The sequence below is a fragment of the Methylomarinovum caldicuralii genome (assembly GCF_033126985.1).
Lineage (GTDB): Bacteria > Pseudomonadota > Gammaproteobacteria > Methylococcales > Methylothermaceae > Methylohalobius > Methylohalobius caldicuralii.
This window is the reverse complement of sequence record NZ_AP024714.1, coordinates 42,484-58,932: the sequence shown is the minus strand read 5'-3', so window position 1 is coordinate 58,932 and position 16,449 is coordinate 42,484. Positions and strand designations below refer to the sequence as shown.

Below are 16,449 nucleotides of genomic sequence, written 5' to 3'. Positions count from 1 at the left end.
GAAAGCGATGCTTCGAACCCTCTTCGCCGGCTGGCTGCTGCTTCTGGCGCTGCCGGCCTTTGCCAAGCCGTATCTCGAGCTCAATCCCCCCAAGGCCACCGAGGATTCAGGCAAGGTGGAGGTGATCGAATTCTTCTGGTACGGCTGTCCCCACTGTTACCGCTTCGACCCCTATCTTGAAGCCTGGCGCAAGAAACAGCCCGCCGACGTGGTGTTCAAACGCCAGCCGGCGATCTTCGGTCCCCACTGGGCGCCGCAGGCCAGGGCCTATTTCACCGCCGAAACCCTGGGGGTGGTGGACAAGATCCACAAGGACTTCTTCGACGCCATGCACAAACAGAAAAAGCGCATGGCCAGCGAGGAAGAACTGGCGGCATTCTTTGCCGCCCACGGCGTGGACCAGGAGACTTTCAAGAACCCCTTCCATTCCTTCATGGTGGACATGAAGATGCGTCAGGCCGAGGCCATGGCGCCTGAATACGGCATCACCGGGGTGCCGGCGCTGGTGGTCAACGGCAAGTACCTGATCACCGGCCGTACCGCCGGCAGTTTCGAGGATATGATCAAAGTGCTCGATCAGCTGGTGGCCCAGGAGCGCCAGAAACTGGCCGCCGCCAAACCCTGATGCCGACCCTGCGGCTGGCCAGCTTCAACGTCCAGACCGGCATTCACACCCGCCGGTTCGAGGACTATCTGCTCAAAAGCTGGCAACACCTGTGGCCTTGCGACCACCGTTTCACCAATCTGGCGCGTATCGCCGACTTCCTGCGGCCTTTTGACATCGTCGGGCTGCAGGAGGTCGACGGCGGCGGCGCCCGCAGCCGGTATGTGGTCCAGACCGAATACCTGGCCCGCCAGGCCGATTTTCCCTTCTGGTACAACCAGGTCAACCGCCGCTTCGGCCGTTTGGCCCTGCACAGCAACGGGCTGCTCAGCCGGATTCCGCCCGCTTCGGTCTATACCACCTCGCTGCCGGGGCTCCCGGGGCGGGGGGCGTTGCTGGCGCGCTTCGGGGAAGGGGAAACCGCCCTGCACGTGGCGGTGGTGCATCTGGCGTTGGGCGCCAGAACCCGCTCCCGCCAGCTCGATTTCATCGCCGAGCGGCTCCAGGGCCTGCAGCACGTGGTCGTCATGGGCGATCTCAATTGCGCTCCCCGTTCCCGCAGCCTGCGGCGTTTTCTGGCCCGTACCGGGCTGCGGTCCCCCGAATCGGCGCCGACCTTCCCCAGCTGGCGTCCGCAACGTCAGATCGATCACATTCTCGTCAGCCCCACCCTGGAGGTGAACTGGATGCAGGCGTTCGATTTCGTCTGCTCCGATCACCTGCCGGTGGGCGCCGAGATCCTGGTCCCTGAAACCGTTTCAGCGCTGGCGGCATGACGGAAACCAACCCCTGGAAGCAGAAGGCCGTCGATCTGGCCCGGGAGCTCGACGAACAGCAGGCCCTGCAGGCGCGTAACGAAAAGCGCCTGGCCCGGGCCCTGATCCGGCTGACGCTGGCCTGCGAAGGTTGCCGGCCGGAGGCCGATCCCGGGTTGGTGCAGTTGCGGGAGATTCTGCGCCAGGGGATTTTGAATCAGCAGCGTCTGGAACAGGTCGACGCCTTGAGCGAGCAGATCCTGCGTCAGAAGGAAGCGGAGGGGGATGGAGCCCCTCCTTCCTGGCAGCAGGAAGTGATCGCTTTCCTGTGCGAGTGCGCTCCCGACGCGCGTGAACGCCAGCATCTCGAGGCGCTGGCCGGCAAGACGTATCCCGATGGCGCTGCGTTGCGCGATGCGCTTCGTGACCTGTTCGCCGCCCCGCCCAGCTCCCCCTGGCAGTGCCTGAGGGAATGGTTCGGGGGGCGCCGCCGGAAAGACGACGGTATCGCTTCGTTGCAGCGCCAGCTGCGGGAATTGCTTGCGGAGATCGAGATTCCTCCCGATCTGGCCGAGGCGGGCGAGCGCCTGACCGGTCTGTTGACGCAGGAGGGGGCGGTCGCCGAAGCCTTGGAGGGAACCGCCGAACTGCTCAACGCCATCAACATGCGGCTGCGGCAGGAGCAGGCGGCGATTGAAAGTTTCCTCGAGCAGCTGAGCGGCAAGCTGCAGACCCTCGAATCCCAAACCCTGGACGTGAGCGAGCTGCTGCTGAGGGAAGGGGGGCGCTGGAACGAGAAACTGTCCATCCACGTGGATCATCTGCGGCTGCACACCCTGCAGGAAACCGATCTGGAAGCCCTCAAGCAGGCGGTGGCCGAACGGCTTGATATCCTGACCGCACAGCTGCAGGCGTTTCGCGAGGCGGAACAACGTAGCAACCAGGCGGCCGAGCGCCGGATCGCCGAGCTGACCCGGCGTCTGCGGGAGCTGGAACAGGAGGCGGAAGATCTGCGTCAGCGCCTGCGCCTGGCTCATCACCAGGCGCTGCATGATCCCCTCACCGGCCTACCGAACCGCCAGGCGGTCGATGAGCGCCTGGCGCAGGAATTCGCCCGCTGGCGCCGCTTCGGGGAGCCTTTCAGCCTGCTGCTCTGGGATGTGGACCATTTCAAGCGTATCAACGACCGCTTCGGCCACCGGGCCGGTGACAAGGCACTGCGGGTGGTGGCCCAGGTGTTGCGGGAGGAAATCCGCGAGGTGGACTTCGTCGGCCGCTACGGTGGCGAGGAATTCCTCATGCTGCTGCCGGAAACCGGGCGCGAGGGTGCGCTCAAGCTGGCCGAGAAGGTGCGTCAGGCCGTGAAGCAATGCGGTTTCAACAGCCGCGGCAAGCCGGTGCCGATCACCATTTCCTGCGGCCTGACCCAGGTGCAGGAGGACGATACCCCGGAAAGCCTGATAGAGCGCGCCGATCAGGCGCTCTACGAGGCCAAGGAACGCGGCCGCGACTGCTGCATCGCCCGTTAGCCGGTGTTGTCCCGGGGTGGCGGCGCCGGTGTGCCCCCGAACCTCCGTCCCAGCCAGGCGAACACGCCCCGGATCGCCGCCCACAACCGGGGCAGCAGCCAGATCATCAGCAGGATGAAGATCAGCAGCACCCCCAGAAACAGCCAGGGGTGGTGCAGCGAGGCCCAGATGCCGGCGAAGACCGCCACGTCTTCGGTCACCGAGGCGGTCCAGTTGCTGAAAGGTTCGGGAGAGGTATTGATGAGCATCCGGGTGCTCATCTTGGTGGCGTGGGTGCCGGCGGCGATTCCCCCGCCGACGATCGCCGCCGCCAGCTCCACCGCGGGATTGAGGTCGCCGATGGCGCCGGCCGCGAGCATGGCGCCGGCGGGAATGCGGATGAAGGTGTGCAGGCTGTCCCAGCCGGTGTCGACGCCGGGGGTCTTGTCGGCGACGAATTCCACCAGATACATGAAACCGGCGGCGCCGATGACCAGCGGATTGGCGAGGATCTGCAGGTCCGGCGGCAGCTGCAGGTTGCCGGTCTGGGCCAGGATGCCGAGCGCCAGCAGGGTGGCGTACAGATTGAGGCCGCTGGCCCAGGCGGCGCCCATGGACAGGGCCAGGGTCTGGGTGATCTGGTCTAGGGTTTCCATCGGAGGCTCCGAACAGATGGACAGTTCCCAAGGATAACCCAGCGGCGCTGAATCGTCATTGAACGGTTGCGGCCGGCAATTTCCTCCCGGCCCTCGAAAGCGCAAATCAACGGGTGCCAGGTGCGACCAGCCGCCGCAAGGCCTTGATCCTGAGCGGGTCGGGCAGAGCTGCGAAGCGGCGCTCCAGAACCTGCTGGCCGGGTGGTGACAGGGCGTGCCGGGCCAGTTCAACGGTTTCCTGCCGGTCGGAACGGATGTGAAGGTAGAGGTAGTGGGTCAACGGATAACGGCCTTGGCGCAGGGTGATGCGGTTCGGCGGGACCGGCCGCCCGCCGGGATGCCGTGCCAGCGCCAAGGCCCGAACGCCCGCCGCCGCTGCCAGGCTGGCGCTGGCGAAACCGATGGCCCCGGGGGTGGCCGCCACGGCATCGATTACGTCCCTGTCCCGTGACAGCTGTGTGACAGCGGTGGCGAGCGCCCTGCCGCAGCCGACCTTCGCGCTGAACTGGAAATGCCGGGCGCTCGCCGCCGCCAGCCCGAAACGCCGGGAAAGGGAGACGGGCGGCGCGGCGGGATGGCAGCGGTTGGCGGCGAAGAACAGGCGTTCCAGCGCCCCCAGGCTCAGGGACTGCAGGGGAGCGTCGCGGCGCACGTAGAGGGCGATCCCGTCGAGGCCGACGGGAAGCGACAGCACCGGCCCGGGGAGCAGCCGCCGCTCCGCCGGCGTCAGGGGCCGGGCGATGGCGGCGGCATCGGCGCGTCCCTGGATCAGGGCCTGAACGGCCGTGAGGGCGTTGGCGGTTTGACGGCTGGCATCGGGTAGGGATTCGATCCAGGCGGCGGCGACGGGCGCCAGCAGTGGCTCTGTCACCAGCCGCAGGGGCCGGGCGCTTGCCGCCGGACCCAGGATTATCCAACCGAGCAGAACGGTCAGGACGAAACAGCGTCTGCCGCGCCTCACCGCTGCACCCGGGCAGCGGGAAAGCGGCAACGGAACACGCTGCCCCGCCCGACTTCGCTTTCGATCTCCAGCCGACCGCCGTGGCGGTTGAGCACGTGCTTGACGATCGCCAGCCCCAGACCGGTTCCGGTGGGATTGCGGGCATCGGCTTCCGGGACCCGGTAGAAACGCTCGGTCAGCCGCGGCAGATGTTCGGCCGGGATGCCGGGGCCGGTATCGGCGACCTCCAGGTAGGCCTGGTCGCCGTCGTCGTACCAGCGGACCGTGATTTTCCCTTCCGGCGGGGTGTAGTGGACCGCGTTGACCACCAGGTTGGAAAAGGCGCTGCGCAGTTCCTGCTCGTTGCCGAGAAGACGGGCGGAAGATTCGATCTCAAGACGGATGGGGGCGGTTTCGGTCCGGATGCGGGCAGCGTCGTGGCAGATATCTTCGAGCATTGCCGCCACTTCGACGGGGTTGTTTTGGCTGGCCTGGCAGCGATCGGTCTCCAGCCGGCTCAAGTAGAGGAGGTCGTCGATCAGGTACTGAAGCCGGCGGATCTGTTCATCCATGCGCGGCAGCACCGGGCGCAGGGGTTCGGCCACCGCCTCGCTGTCCATGAGGGCTTCCAGATAGCCTTTGAGCACCGTGATCGGGGTGCGCAGTTCGTGGGAGGCGTGGGCGACGAAATCCCGCCGCTGCCGCTCCAGCAGGCGGATCTGGGTGATGTCCTGGGCGATGAGCAGATAGTGATCGGCGGTATAGGGAACGACGCGGATTTCCAGCTGCAGGCGTTCGTTGCCGGGTGCGGGCAGGGTGACCGGCCGGTCGAAACGGCGGGCCTTGAGGTAGTCGATGAACTGCGGCGAGCGCAGCAGCGCGTCGATCCGGAGGCCGATGTCCCGGCGCCGTAGCCCTAACAGTTGGGCGGCTACGGGATTGAACCATTCGATGGTGAAATCTTCGTCCAGCACCACGGTGGCGTCCGGTAATGCCTCGGTGGCCTGGCGAAAGCGTTTTAGCATCTTCCCCAAGCGGCGTTTGCGCCGCTGGTGGCGGCGCTGCAGCAACCGTTGCCGGTGGAAAATTTCGCTCCAGATGCCGTTGCCGTCGGGAAGTTCGGTCTTGCGGTCGCCCAGCCAGGCCAGCAGCTGGGCGGCGTAGTACAGATGGCGGCCCAGATAGAGAAGCAGGAAAAGCGTCAGGGTGAGAAAGAGGTGCTGCTCGAGCCAGCCGACCAGCAGCGCCGCCAGCGATCCCCAGAAAACGATCGGGCCTTCCGTGCGCCAGAGCAGGGTGTTCAAGTGAACTTAAAGCTGTGCCGTGAAGCGGTAGCCGAAACCGCGAACCGTCTGGATCATAGCATCGCGGCCGAATTCCGCCAAGATCTTGCGCAGGCGGCGTATGTGGACGTCCACGGTGCGTTCCTCGATATAGGCCTCCCGCCCCCAGACCCGGTCGAGCAGCTGGGTGCGGCTGTAGACCTTGTCGGGATGGGTGAGGAAGAATTCCAGCAGGCGGTATTCGGTGGGGCTGAGATTGACCGGGCGGCGGTCGATCTTCACCTGGTGTTCTTCGGGGTTGAGGGTGATGCCGCCGATATGGAGGATGCCGGGTTTCTCCCCCTTGCCGAAGCGGCGCAGCACGGCGTTGATGCGGGCGATCAGTTCCCGCGGGGAGAAGGGTTTGGTGACGTAGTCGTCGGCGCAGTCGAGGCCGGCGATCTTGTCCTCCTCCTCGCCGCGGGCGGTCAGCAGGATGATGGGCAGGTCGCTGAAATCGGCATCACGGCGCAGCCGCCGGGCCCAGTCGATGCCGCTCTGGCCGGTGAGCATCCAGTCCAGCAGGATCAGGTCCGGGCGTTTTTGGGACAATTGACGACTCGCCTGGCAGGTGTCGGGGGCTTCCTGGACCTCGAAGCCGGCCTGTCTGAGGACCATCCGCAGCATTTCCCGGATGGGGGTCTCGTCCTCGACGATCAGAATATCGACGTTTGCCATGACAGTTGGAAAACAATCAGCCTAACCACCAGTTTATTCCCGGCAGATGACAATTGTGTGACCTGCGGGGGCTTGGCTTCAGCGCTGCATCGGCCGGATGCGGATCTCCACCCGCCGGTTCATCGCCCGGCCCTGGGGGGTCGAATTGTCGGCGATGGGCATGCTTTCCCCCATGCCGCGGGCGATGATGCGGTTGGGGGCGACCCCCTGGGCGATGAGGTACTGGGCCACCGCCTGGGCCCGGCGTTGGGACAGTTGCAGGTTGTATTCCTCGCTGCCGGTGGAATCGGTATGACCGGTGATTTCGATCAGGGTTTCCGGATATTCGCGCAGGACCAGAGCGATGGCGTTGAGGGTGGAATAGAACTGCGGGGCGATTTCCGAGGAATTGGTGGCGAAGGTGATGTTGCCCGGCATGATCAGGCGCAGGTTATTGCCTTCGCGCGCCAGGCGCACCCCGGTGCCTGCCAGCTTCTGACGCAGGATGGCTTCCTGGCGGTCCATGTAGGCGCCGACGCCCATGCCGGCAAGCGCCCCGACCCCGGCGCCGATGGCGGCGCCCGTTCCGGGCTTGCCGGCAATGGCGCCGCCGGCGGCGCCCAGAGCCGCGCCGGCCGCCGCGCCCCCCAGGGTACCGATGACGGTCTTGCTGACCTGGGGTTCGCCGGTGTAAGGATTGGTGGTACAGCCGGCCAGCAGCATCAGGCCGGGAATGAGCACGAGTTTTTTGTTCATGGCGTTCTCCTTGGTGATGGCGTTGGAATAAGCCGAATCATGCAGCATCGGGGTGAATCCGTCATGAATCCCGTTCAGCCGGCGATGAGGGATTCTCATTCCGGATTTCCCGATTGCTGCTACATTTTCAGTTAGAATAGCGTGATTTGGCGCGGATTGCCGCATTTCGTCGATTTCCAAGCTCAATGACAAGAAGGTTTTCAGGGTGAGCCAAGACTTTATTTTTACCTCCGAATCGGTTTCCGAAGGGCATCCGGACAAGATCGCCGACCAGATCTCCGATGCCATGCTCGACGCCATTCTGGCCCAGGATCCCAAGGGCCGGGTCGCCTGCGAGACCCTGGTCAAGACCGGCATGGTACTGCTGGCCGGGGAGATCACCACCAGCGCCTGGGTCGATGCCGAGCAGCTGGTGCGCGAGGTGGTGCGGGACATCGGCTACGACGACCCGGCCATCGGTTTCGACTGGCAGTCGTGTGCGGTGCTCCAGGCCATCGGCAAGCAGTCGCCGGACATCGCCATGGGGGTGGACGAGGCCGAGAACAAGGATCTGGGCGCCGGCGACCAGGGGCTGATGTTCGGCTACGCCTGCGACGAAACCGAAGTCCTGATGCCCGCCCCGATCTATTACGCCCACCGGCTGGTGCAGCGCCAGGCGGAGCTGCGCAGGGCCAAGGTGCTGCCGTGGCTGCGTCCCGACGCCAAGAGCCAGGTCACTCTGCGCTACGAGGACAACCGCCCGGTGGCCGCCGACGCCGTCGTGCTGTCCACCCAGCACGCGCCCGACATCCCCCAGAGCGCCATCCGCGAGGCGGTGATCGACGAAATCATCCTCAAGGTCATCCCGCGGGAGTGGATCCACAAGGACACCAAGTTCTACGTCAATCCCACCGGCCAGTTCGTCATCGGCGGGCCTGTGGGGGACTGCGGCCTCACGGGACGCAAGATCATCGTCGACACCTACGGCGGCATGGCCCGTCACGGCGGCGGCTGCTTCAGCGGCAAGGATCCCACCAAGGTGGACCGCTCTGCTGCCTACATGGGCCGCTACGTGGCCAAGACCATCGTCGCCGCCGGACTCGCCGAGCGCTGCGAGATCCAGGTTTCCTACGCCATCGGCGTGGCCGAGCCCACCTCGATCACCATCGAAACCTTCGGTACCGGCAAGATCGCCGAATCCCGTCTGGTGGAGATCGTGCGCGAACACTTCGACCTGCGTCCGCGCGGCCTGATCGAGGAACTCGACCTTTTGCGGCCGATCTACCGCAAGACCGCCGCCTACGGCCACTTCGGCCGCAGCGAGCCTGAATTCACCTGGGAGCGCACCGACAAAGCCGAGGCTTTGCGCGAGGCCGCCGGCTTGCCGCCCCGTTCCTGAACCTGTTTTCTTGAGGAAATCACCATGAACCAGCCAGCTGCCAATCTGCAACCGGATTACAAAGTCGCCGACATCTCCCTGGCCGACTGGGGCCGCAAGGAGATCCGGATCGCCGAAACCGAAATGCCCGGCCTGATGGCCCTGCGCGAGGAGTACCGCGACCAGAAGCCCCTGAAAGGCGCCCGCATCGCCGGCTGCCTGCACATGACCATCCAGACCGCGGTGCTAATCGAGACGCTCGTGGAACTGGGCGCCGAGGTGCGCTGGTCCTCCTGCAACATTTTCTCCACCCAGGATCACGCCGCCGCCGCCATCGCCGCCGCCGGCATCCCGGTGTTCGCCTGGAAGGGGGAAACCGAGGAGGAGTACTGGTGGTGCATCGACCAGACCCTGTTCGGACCGGGTGGCTGGCGCCCCAACATGCTGCTCGACGACGGCGGCGACCTGACCCAGGTGGTGCACGAGAAATATCCGCAGCTTTTGGAGGACATCCGCGGGGTTTCCGAGGAAACCACCACCGGCGTCCACCGCCTGTACGAGATGATGAAGGAAGGCACGCTCAAGTGCCCGGCCTTCAACGTCAACGACTCGGTGACCAAGTCCAAGTTCGACAACCTCTACGGCTGCCGCGAGTCCCTGCTCGACGGCATCAAGCGCGCCACCGACGTGATGATCGCCGGCAAGATCGCCGTGGTCCTGGGTTACGGCGATGTGGGCAAGGGCTGCGCCCAGTCCCTGCGCGGTCAGGGGGCCACGGTGTGGGTCACCGAGATCGACCCCATCTGCGCCCTGCAGGCGGCGATGGAGGGTTACCGGGTGGTCACCATGGAGGACGCCGCGCCAATCGCCGACATCTTCGTCACCGCCACCGGCAACTACCACGTCATCACCCACGAGCACATGCAGGCGATGAAGAACAACGCCATCGTCTGCAACATCGGCCACTTCGACAACGAGATCGATGTCGCCAGCCTCAGGCAGTATGAATGGGAAAACATCAAGCCCCAGGTGGACCACGTCATCTTCCCCGACGGCAAGCGCATCATCCTCCTCGCCGAGGGCCGGCTGGTGAACCTGGGCTGCGCCACCGGCCATCCCAGCTTCGTAATGTCCAACTCCTTCTGTAATCAGGTGCTGGCCCAGATCGAGCTGTGGAACAATCCCGGCAAGTACGAGAACAAAGTCTACGTGCTGCCCAAGATTCTCGACGAGAAGGTGGCGCGCCTGCACTTGCCCAAACTGGGCGCCAAACTGACCCGGCTGACCGAGGCCCAGGCCGCCTACATCGGCGTGCCGGTGGACGGGCCGTACAAGCCGGATCATTACCGCTACTGAGAATCGATGCGCGACGACAAGCAAACCACCCACTTCGGCTTCCGCCAGGTTCCGGTCACGGAAAAGGCCAAGCTGGTCCGCAACGTGTTCGATTCGGTGGCGGACCAGTACGATCTGATGAACGACCTGATGTCCTTCGGCATCCACCGTCTGTGGAAGCGCCTGACCATCTTTCTCAGCCAGGTGCGTTACGGCGAGCGGGTGCTGGATCTGGCCGGCGGCACCGGCGATCTGACCCGGCTATTCCACCCCCGGGTGGGGGACAAAGGCGAGGTGGTGCTGGCCGACATCAACGCCGCCATGCTGCGCCGCGGGCGCGACCGCCTCACCGACGAGGGCATCGTCCGCGGCGTGCGCTACGCCCAGGTGGACGCCCAGTGTCTGCCCTTCGAGGACGACACCTTCGACTGCATCACCATCGCTTTCGGCCTGCGCAACGTCACCGACAAGGACAAGGCCCTGGCCTCCATGTACCGGGTGCTCAAACCCGGCGGCCGCCTGCTGGTGCTGGAATTTTCCAAACCCACCAGTGAATTGTTCGGCAAGGTTTATGACCTGTATTCCTTCAAGCTGTTGCCACTGATGGGAAAGCTCGTGGCCGGCGATCCCGACAGCTACCGCTACTTGGCCGAATCCATCCGTATGCACCCGGACCAGAACACCCTCAAGGGGATGATGACCAAGGCCGGCTTCGAGCGGGTCGAATACTTCAATCTCACCCAGGGGGTGGTGGCCATCCACCGGGGGTACAAGTTCTGATGCCGGCGGTGATGGGTGGCGGGAGCGTGGCCCACGCCCTGGCCTCCCAGGCAGTGGAAACGGCGCTGGCCCGACTGCTGGCTCTCGATCCGAATGCCGCCCGGTGGCTCAAGCCGTTGGCGGGCAAGGTCATCGTGGTGGAGCTGGCGCCGTTTCCATTGCGCTTCTGCTTCAGCCCCACCGATACGACCATGCTGGTGCTCGCCGAGTGCCCGGAAAGGGCGGACGTGATCCTGCGCGGCACACCCTTCGGTTTCCTGCGCCTGCTGCTGGCCGAGCGTCCTGAAACCGGCCTGTTCCAGGGGGTAGTGCAGGTCGAGGGGGACATGGACACCGCCAAGCGCCTGCAGAACCTGTTGCGCCGCCTCGATCTGGACTGGGAACGCTGGCTCACCGACCTGGCCGGAGAAAGGGCCGCCAATCTGCTGCGGGGCGTCATCGCCTGGCACCGCCATGCCTGGCGCAGTTTCCAATGGAACCTGGCCGAGTTCCTCCAGGAGGAAACCCGTGCCCTGCCGGCGCCGCTGGAAGCCGAAGACCTGTACCGCCGGATCGCGGAACTGCGCGATGATGTGGCGCGCCTGGAGGCGCGCATAAATCGCCTTCTTGGCATGCAGTCCCGGATATGAAATGTACCCGTTATTTTCAAACGGTGCGTCGGAGCCACGATCGGGCCATCATCAAAAAGGAATGGATCGTTCGCGTCATGACCTCACCGGTTAAGGAAGAAGTCCAAGCGGACGGTCGTATTCGTCGTTGGGCACCCATTCCCGAAATGGGAGGCAGATATCTTCGGGGTGTTCTGTTGGAAGACGGTGAAACCGTACACAATGCCTTTTTCGACCGCCGGTTCAAACCATGAAGATCCAGTATTTCAAGGATACGGACACGCTGTATATCGAGTTCCGCCCCGGTGATATCGTGGAAACCCGGGAACTGGACGAGGATACCTTATTGGATCTAGACGCCCGGGGACAGGTTTGCGCCATCACCTTGGAGCATGCCAAAGAACGGGCCGATATCGACCATTTGCATTTCGAGCAGATTCCCGCGTGACCGGGATTTTCCTCTTCTGGCGTCTGCTGCAGATCCAGCGCATTCTGCTGCGCCACGGCCTGGACGAACTGATCCTCGGTCTGCCGTGGCTGCGGCCGGTGCGTTTTCTGCGCTGGCTGTCTCCCAATGCCTGGCGCCGCTGTCATCGGGGGACGCGCGGAGAGCGCATCCGCCGGGCGTTGGAGGAGCTGGGACCGATCTACGTCAAGTTCGGACAGGCGGTGTCCACCCGCCGCGATCTGCTGCCCGACGACATCGCCGACGAGCTGGAAAAGCTCCAGGACCGGGTGCCGCCGTTCCCCGGCGATCAGGCGCGGGCGATCGTCGAGGCGCAGCTGGGCCGGCCGGTTTCCGAAATCTTCGCCGAGTTCGATGAGACCCCGCTGGCCTCGGCCTCCATCGCCCAGGTCCATCCCGCCCGGCTCCGCAGCGGGGAGGCGGTCGTGGTCAAGGTGCTGCGTCCCGGCATCGAGGCCCGCATCCGGGAGGACGTGGCGTTGATGGCGCTGTTCGCCACCCTGGTGGAACGCTTCATCCCCGAAGCCCGACGGCTGCGCCCCCGGGCGGTGGTGGCCGAGTTCGACAAGACGCTTCACGACGAGCTCGATCTGGTGCGCGAGGCCGCCAACGCTGCGGAACTGCGGCGTCATTTCGAGGATTCGGAGATTCTTTACGTTCCCAAGGTGTATTTCGACTGGACCCGGCCGCAGGTGCTGGTGATCGAACGCATCCACGGCATCCCGGTCACCGATGTCGAAGCGCTAAGAGACGCTGGGGTCGATTTCAAGCTGCTGGCCGAGCGCGGGGTGGAGATCTTCTTCACCCAGGTGTTCCGCGACAATTTCTTCCACGCCGACATGCACCCGGGCAACGTGTTCGTCGATCCCCGCTTCCCAGCCAGGTACATGGCGGTGGACTTCGGCATCGTCGCCAGCCTTTCGGAAGCCGACCAGTATTATCTCGCGGCCAACCTGCTGGCCTTCTTCAACCGCGACTATCGCCGGGTGGCCGAGATGCACGTGGCCTCCGGCTGGGTGCCGGCGGACGTGCGGGTTGAGGCGTTCGAGGGGGCGATCCGGGCGGTGTGCGAGCCCATTTTCGCCAAACCCCTGGGGGAGATTTCCTACGCCCAGCTGCTGCTGCGCCTGTTCCAGACCGCGCGCCGCTTCCGCATGGAAGTCCAGCCCCAGCTGGTATTGTTGCAGAAAACCCTGCTCCAGATCGAAGGGCTGGGACGGCAGCTCTATCCGGAGCTGGACCTGTGGCAGACCGCCAAGCCGTTCCTGGAGGACTGGTTCAGGCGCCGTGTCCATCCCCGCACCCTGCTGTACAAGACCTGGCGGCAGCTGCCGCAGTGGGCCGAGCAGTTGCCGGAGGTGCCCACCTGGGCCCTGCGTCTTATGGATCAGGCCAGCCATGGCAGGCTGCCATTGCAACTGCCCCAGCTGGAGGCCTGGCAGCTGCAGCAGCGCCGGCAGCAGCGTCGCACCGTCGCCGCCATCGGCGGCGGGGCGATGATGATCTCCGCCAGCGTGCTGATCGGGGTGGGGTTGCTGTCGCCCCTGACCCTGGGGCTGGCCGGGCTGGGGGGCGTGATGGTGTTGCGAGCCTACTGGGAGGGAGGCTCGGACTGATCGGCCTCGGTTGCAATGGCCGGGGTGGATTCCGTTTCTGGATGCTCGTTTTCGCTATCGGCTTCAGCCTCGTCTCCCGGTGTAGAGTTGTCTAGGGCAGACGCCCTCTCCCCAGCGGGTGTTTCCTCCGGCGCTTCAGGCGTATCTGAGAAAACTTCGATTGCGGCGTCATCTTCCAGGATAGGGTCGTCCTCCGGGGAAGGCGCTGCAGTGTTTTCCACCAAAAGTTCGGCGACGGCCTCTTCAGGCGCTGCTTCCTCTGTTTCCCCGGCAGAGAGGGAGGGAGACAGATGTTGCGAGAGGCTTTCCAGGCAACGGTCGAGACAGCGGTGGAACGGATCGGGCAGCTTGCCGAGGGCCTCGGGGCCGGGGCGCAGCTGGGTGGCGACGGCTGCGTGCCAGAATTGCCTTTCCGCTTCGAGCCACTGGCTGGCGATGGCATCGGCATTGGATTCGTCCAGCGCCAGATGCCGTTGCAACCATTCCTGATAATGGCTGCGGCGTTGCGGCAGAGTGGTTTCGAGCCGGTTGAGCAGGGCTTCCAGGGCAGCGTCCTGGCGCCGTTTGCGCCGCAGGGTCAGAAACAGCAGCCCGCCGGGGATCAGAATCAGCAGCAGGCCCAGCTCGGCCGCGAGAATCCAGGTCGTTGCGTTCATGATTCGCTCACCTCGATGATCAGGTCGTCGTCCAACGTTTGTGGCGGCCGCATCTTGGCCTCGTTGCGCTTCAACATTTCCACGATGCGCCGGCGGCTGGCCTCCAGCTCCTCGCGGCTGCGGTCGGGGGCGAACATGCGGGTGTATTCGGCCGACAGCGTATCGATGGTTTCCAGGGCCGTCTGCAGCTGGTCGGCAAGCTGCTGCGTCTCCGCCTGAAGCGCCTCGATTTGGCGCTGGGCCTCCTGCAGGGGGCGGGAGTCGGCTTCGGGTTTCGGGGCGGCGGCGACCTCCTTGAGCAGCTGCCGATAGGGTTCCTGAAGGGCGCGGATGTGGCCTGCCAGTTGGCCCAGCCTGTGGCTGTCGCGGCTGAGAAAGAGCTGGAGAACCTGGTGATAAAGGGCTTTTTCGCGCTCGATCAGTTCGCCGATTAACGCTTCCTGCTGACCCTGCGGCAGTTGTTCGAAGGCTGCCAGCAGTTCCCCCAGAGCGGCGGAATGATCCGGCGCGGCTTTTTCCACCTGGGAGATCAGGCGGCGGGCGGCTTCGGTTTCCTGGCGCTGGTGCCGCAGCCAGGTGTGCAGGATCCAGCCCAGGACCAGAAGCAGCAGGGCGACCGATTCGACGAGAAAGGCCAGGGTCAGGGTGTGGGTGTCGATCATGTTCCTCCCAGCCGTTGCAGCAGTGCTTCATGTTGTCTCCGGGCGCGGCGCTGCAGCCAGCGCCAGAGCAGAAAGCCGGCGAGGGCGAGCGTCAGATTGGCGCCGCCGGCGATGGCGGCCGCGGCCCACCAGTGCCCGCTTTCTGTTTCCTCCTCCAGCAGTTCTTCTTCCAGGGATTCCTCGTCCACAGCCTCCTCCTCCGCCGTGGCCGTCTCTTCGGCAGGGGCTTCCTCCGGCTGCACTTCGAGGGTCAGGGGAGTGAAGGCGACCGGCAGGGAATGGCCCTGGCTGTCTGTGGCCTCCACCTGCAGGTTGACGGTGACCGGGGCCTCACCCACGGGAATCCGGCTTTCCCACTGGCCTTCGCCGATGGATTGGAAAGGCCGGCTGTCGCCGTTCTCCAGCACGGCGGTGGCGTGAAAGCCGTGCAGATCGATCACCGTGAGATCCGGAATCAGGCGCAGCACGGCGTCTTCGCCGGGACGGTGGGGCAGGGTGGTTTCCAGGCGCACCGGGTTGGTGATGACCTCTACGCTCTGTTCCCGGCGGCGTTCGAAAGTCCTGCTGCTGGCGGTGACCTGCAGGGTGTAGGTGCCCGGTTCCAGGTCCGTCACCGTCTGGGTGTAGGTGCCCGTCTCCTCGCCCGGGAACAGGGGGACGGGTTCTGCTGTGGTGTCCCGCCGGAACTGGAAATCGACCAGGCGCAGAAAGTTGGCCTCGGTGATGCGTTTGCCGTGCTCGGTCAGTTCGGCGACAAGGGTGAGGGAATCCCCGGCGAGCACGTAGTTGGGCAGGGGGGCGACCTTGAGCTTGAGATCGGTGACGATCATGACCTGGTTGTCGGGATCGGCTTTGGCCACCAGCTGCCATTCCCCGGGCATGGGGTTGGTGACGGTGACGAGATCGTAGCCGCTTTCCCGATGCCAGCGCACGTTGTCGGGATGTTGGGCGGCGGTCCAGTGTTCGCCGCTGGGCTTGACCAGTTCGGTTTCCGGGCTGTCCGGCTGATGGAACACCAGCAGGGTGTATTCCCGCACGCTGGTGTCCACCTTGAAGCGGTTTCCCTCCAGCGGTACGGCATCGCGGGGGACCACCTTCTTGAAAATCCTGAGAAAAACGCGCTGCAACTGTTCGGCCGAGCGGGTGGTTTCGTTCCAGCCGTCGGTGGCCACCGCCAACTGCTTGAGCAGCGCATGGTCCGCCTGGTCGGACAGGGCGATGGTGTAGAGGTGAACCTGCCGGTCTTGCAGTGCGGGCAGCAACCGGCCCAGCAGGCGCTCACGGGAAGCCTGGTCGGCGGCCGCACCGCCTTCCACGTCCACCATGCCGTCGGTGAGCAGGATCAGATGACGGCTGCCGGCCTCGGGGGCTTTGTCCCAGTCGGCGGTGGCGGCTCGCAGGGCGGCCTCGATGTCGGTGTAACGGCCGCGGGAATGGATCTTGGCGCTGGCGGCCGCCGCCTTCCGTTTCCAGGCGTCATCGACCGACGCCGGCGACAGCAGCGGTTCGGGCTGGTCGGCGAACAGCCACACCCCGGCGCGGGTTTCCGGCGGCAGCAGCTCCAGCAGCAGCTTGAGGGCCGGGACCCGCAGGTCCTGCGGGTCGGTTTGTTTCATGCTGCCGGAGACGTCGATGAGAACGCGCACCGCGTCGGCCGCAGGGACGGCGGCCGAGCAGAGCAGGAGCAGCAGTAGGGCAAGCGAACGCACGAACGGTCCATCCTTCGGTTTTTTACTGAAGCATAGACCAGAACGGCAAAAGCGGTGGAAGC

Annotated in this window: 17 protein-coding genes; 9 read left to right on the top strand and 8 right to left on the bottom strand. The window is 65.1% G+C overall.

Going from position 1 to position 16,449, the window contains the following annotated elements:
* Positions 1–7: 7 nt before the first annotated feature.
* Genes MCIT9_RS00315 through MCIT9_RS00305 form a run of 3 tightly spaced genes read left to right on the top strand, consistent with a single transcriptional unit; the run spans position 8 to position 2,888 of the window.
* Positions 8–625 (top strand): thiol:disulfide interchange protein DsbA/DsbL, encoded by a 618-nt coding sequence (locus tag MCIT9_RS00315; protein ID WP_317705476.1) that lies wholly within the window; start codon positions 8–10, stop codon positions 623–625.
* Positions 625–1,380, top strand: coding sequence for an endonuclease/exonuclease/phosphatase family protein (locus tag MCIT9_RS00310; protein WP_317705475.1), 756 nt, complete (start codon positions 625–627; stop codon positions 1,378–1,380). The genes MCIT9_RS00315 and MCIT9_RS00310 overlap by 1 nt, the downstream gene beginning before the upstream one ends.
* On the top strand, positions 1,377–2,888 hold the full coding sequence (locus tag MCIT9_RS00305) for a GGDEF domain-containing protein (RefSeq protein WP_317705474.1): 1,512 nt from the start codon (positions 1,377–1,379) through the stop codon (positions 2,886–2,888). Before MCIT9_RS00310 ends, MCIT9_RS00305 begins: the two co-directional genes overlap by 4 nt.
* On the opposite strand, the gene MCIT9_RS00300 is transcribed toward MCIT9_RS00305, so the two are convergent.
* The 5 genes from MCIT9_RS00300 to MCIT9_RS00280 all read right to left on the bottom strand — a co-directional run bounded on the left by MCIT9_RS00300 (position 2,885) and on the right by MCIT9_RS00280 (position 7,198).
* Complete coding sequence (locus MCIT9_RS00300) at positions 2,885–3,523, bottom strand: DUF4126 domain-containing protein (protein WP_317705473.1); 639 nt, start codon at positions 3,521–3,523, stop codon at positions 2,885–2,887. The genes MCIT9_RS00305 and MCIT9_RS00300 overlap by 4 nt on opposite strands.
* A 106-nt stretch (positions 3,524–3,629) precedes the next feature.
* Positions 3,630–4,484 (bottom strand): substrate-binding domain-containing protein, encoded by an 855-nt coding sequence (locus MCIT9_RS00295; protein ID WP_317705472.1) that lies wholly within the window; start codon positions 4,482–4,484, stop codon positions 3,630–3,632.
* The gene (phoR, locus tag MCIT9_RS00290; protein ID WP_317705471.1) at positions 4,481–5,767 is read right to left on the bottom strand and encodes a phosphate regulon sensor histidine kinase PhoR; all 1,287 of its coding nucleotides are present in this window, start codon (positions 5,765–5,767) and stop codon (positions 4,481–4,483) included. Before phoR ends, MCIT9_RS00295 begins: the two co-directional genes overlap by 4 nt.
* Before the next feature lie 6 nt (positions 5,768–5,773).
* Complete coding sequence (gene phoB, locus MCIT9_RS00285; protein ID WP_317705470.1) at positions 5,774–6,463, bottom strand: phosphate regulon transcriptional regulator PhoB; 690 nt, start codon at positions 6,461–6,463, stop codon at positions 5,774–5,776.
* Positions 6,464–6,541: 78 nt separating this feature from the next.
* Positions 6,542–7,198 (bottom strand): YiaD family glycine zipper/OmpA-like lipoprotein, encoded by a 657-nt coding sequence (locus MCIT9_RS00280; RefSeq protein WP_317705469.1) that lies wholly within the window; start codon positions 7,196–7,198, stop codon positions 6,542–6,544.
* 205 nt (positions 7,199–7,403) lie between these two features.
* Between MCIT9_RS00280 and metK the strand changes: the two genes are divergently transcribed.
* From metK to ubiB, 6 genes are all read left to right on the top strand, one after another.
* Entirely contained in the window at positions 7,404–8,576 is a 1,173-nt protein-coding gene (gene metK, locus MCIT9_RS00275) for a methionine adenosyltransferase (protein ID WP_317705468.1), read from the top strand.
* A gap of 24 nt (positions 8,577–8,600) precedes the next feature.
* Positions 8,601–9,911: an adenosylhomocysteinase gene (gene ahcY, locus MCIT9_RS00270; protein WP_317705467.1), complete on the top strand. Its 1,311-nt coding sequence runs from the start codon at positions 8,601–8,603 to the stop codon at positions 9,909–9,911.
* A 6-nt stretch (positions 9,912–9,917) separates the two neighbouring features.
* Positions 9,918–10,670, top strand: coding sequence for a bifunctional demethylmenaquinone methyltransferase/2-methoxy-6-polyprenyl-1,4-benzoquinol methylase UbiE (gene ubiE / locus MCIT9_RS00265; RefSeq protein ID WP_317705466.1), 753 nt, complete (start codon positions 9,918–9,920; stop codon positions 10,668–10,670).
* Between the two features lie 26 nt (positions 10,671–10,696).
* Positions 10,697–11,299: a ubiquinone biosynthesis accessory factor UbiJ gene (locus MCIT9_RS00260; protein WP_317705465.1), complete on the top strand. Its 603-nt coding sequence runs from the start codon at positions 10,697–10,699 to the stop codon at positions 11,297–11,299.
* Positions 11,300–11,528: 229 nt separating this feature from the next.
* The gene (locus MCIT9_RS00255) at positions 11,529–11,726 is read left to right on the top strand and encodes a DUF2283 domain-containing protein (RefSeq protein ID WP_317705464.1); all 198 of its coding nucleotides are present in this window, start codon (positions 11,529–11,531) and stop codon (positions 11,724–11,726) included.
* The gene (gene ubiB, locus MCIT9_RS00250; protein ID WP_317705463.1) at positions 11,723–13,360 is read left to right on the top strand and encodes a ubiquinone biosynthesis regulatory protein kinase UbiB; all 1,638 of its coding nucleotides are present in this window, start codon (positions 11,723–11,725) and stop codon (positions 13,358–13,360) included. The genes MCIT9_RS00255 and ubiB overlap by 4 nt, the downstream gene beginning before the upstream one ends.
* Here ubiB and MCIT9_RS00245 read toward each other — a convergent pair.
* The 3 genes from MCIT9_RS00245 to MCIT9_RS00235 are packed head-to-tail and all read right to left on the bottom strand — an operon-like array spanning position 13,336 to position 16,387.
* Positions 13,336–14,016: a hypothetical protein gene (locus MCIT9_RS00245; RefSeq protein ID WP_317705462.1), complete on the bottom strand. Its 681-nt coding sequence runs from the start codon at positions 14,014–14,016 to the stop codon at positions 13,336–13,338. The two genes, ubiB and MCIT9_RS00245, sit on opposite strands and share 25 nt — an antisense overlap.
* Positions 14,013–14,678 (bottom strand): hypothetical protein, encoded by a 666-nt coding sequence (locus MCIT9_RS00240; protein ID WP_317705461.1) that lies wholly within the window; start codon positions 14,676–14,678, stop codon positions 14,013–14,015. Before MCIT9_RS00240 ends, MCIT9_RS00245 begins: the two co-directional genes overlap by 4 nt.
* Positions 14,675–16,387 carry a VWA domain-containing protein gene (locus tag MCIT9_RS00235; RefSeq protein ID WP_317705460.1) on the bottom strand — a complete coding sequence of 571 codons (1,713 nt, stop codon included), beginning with the start codon at positions 16,385–16,387 and terminating at the stop codon, positions 14,675–14,677. Before MCIT9_RS00235 ends, MCIT9_RS00240 begins: the two co-directional genes overlap by 4 nt.
* Positions 16,388–16,449: the final 62 nt, after the last annotated feature.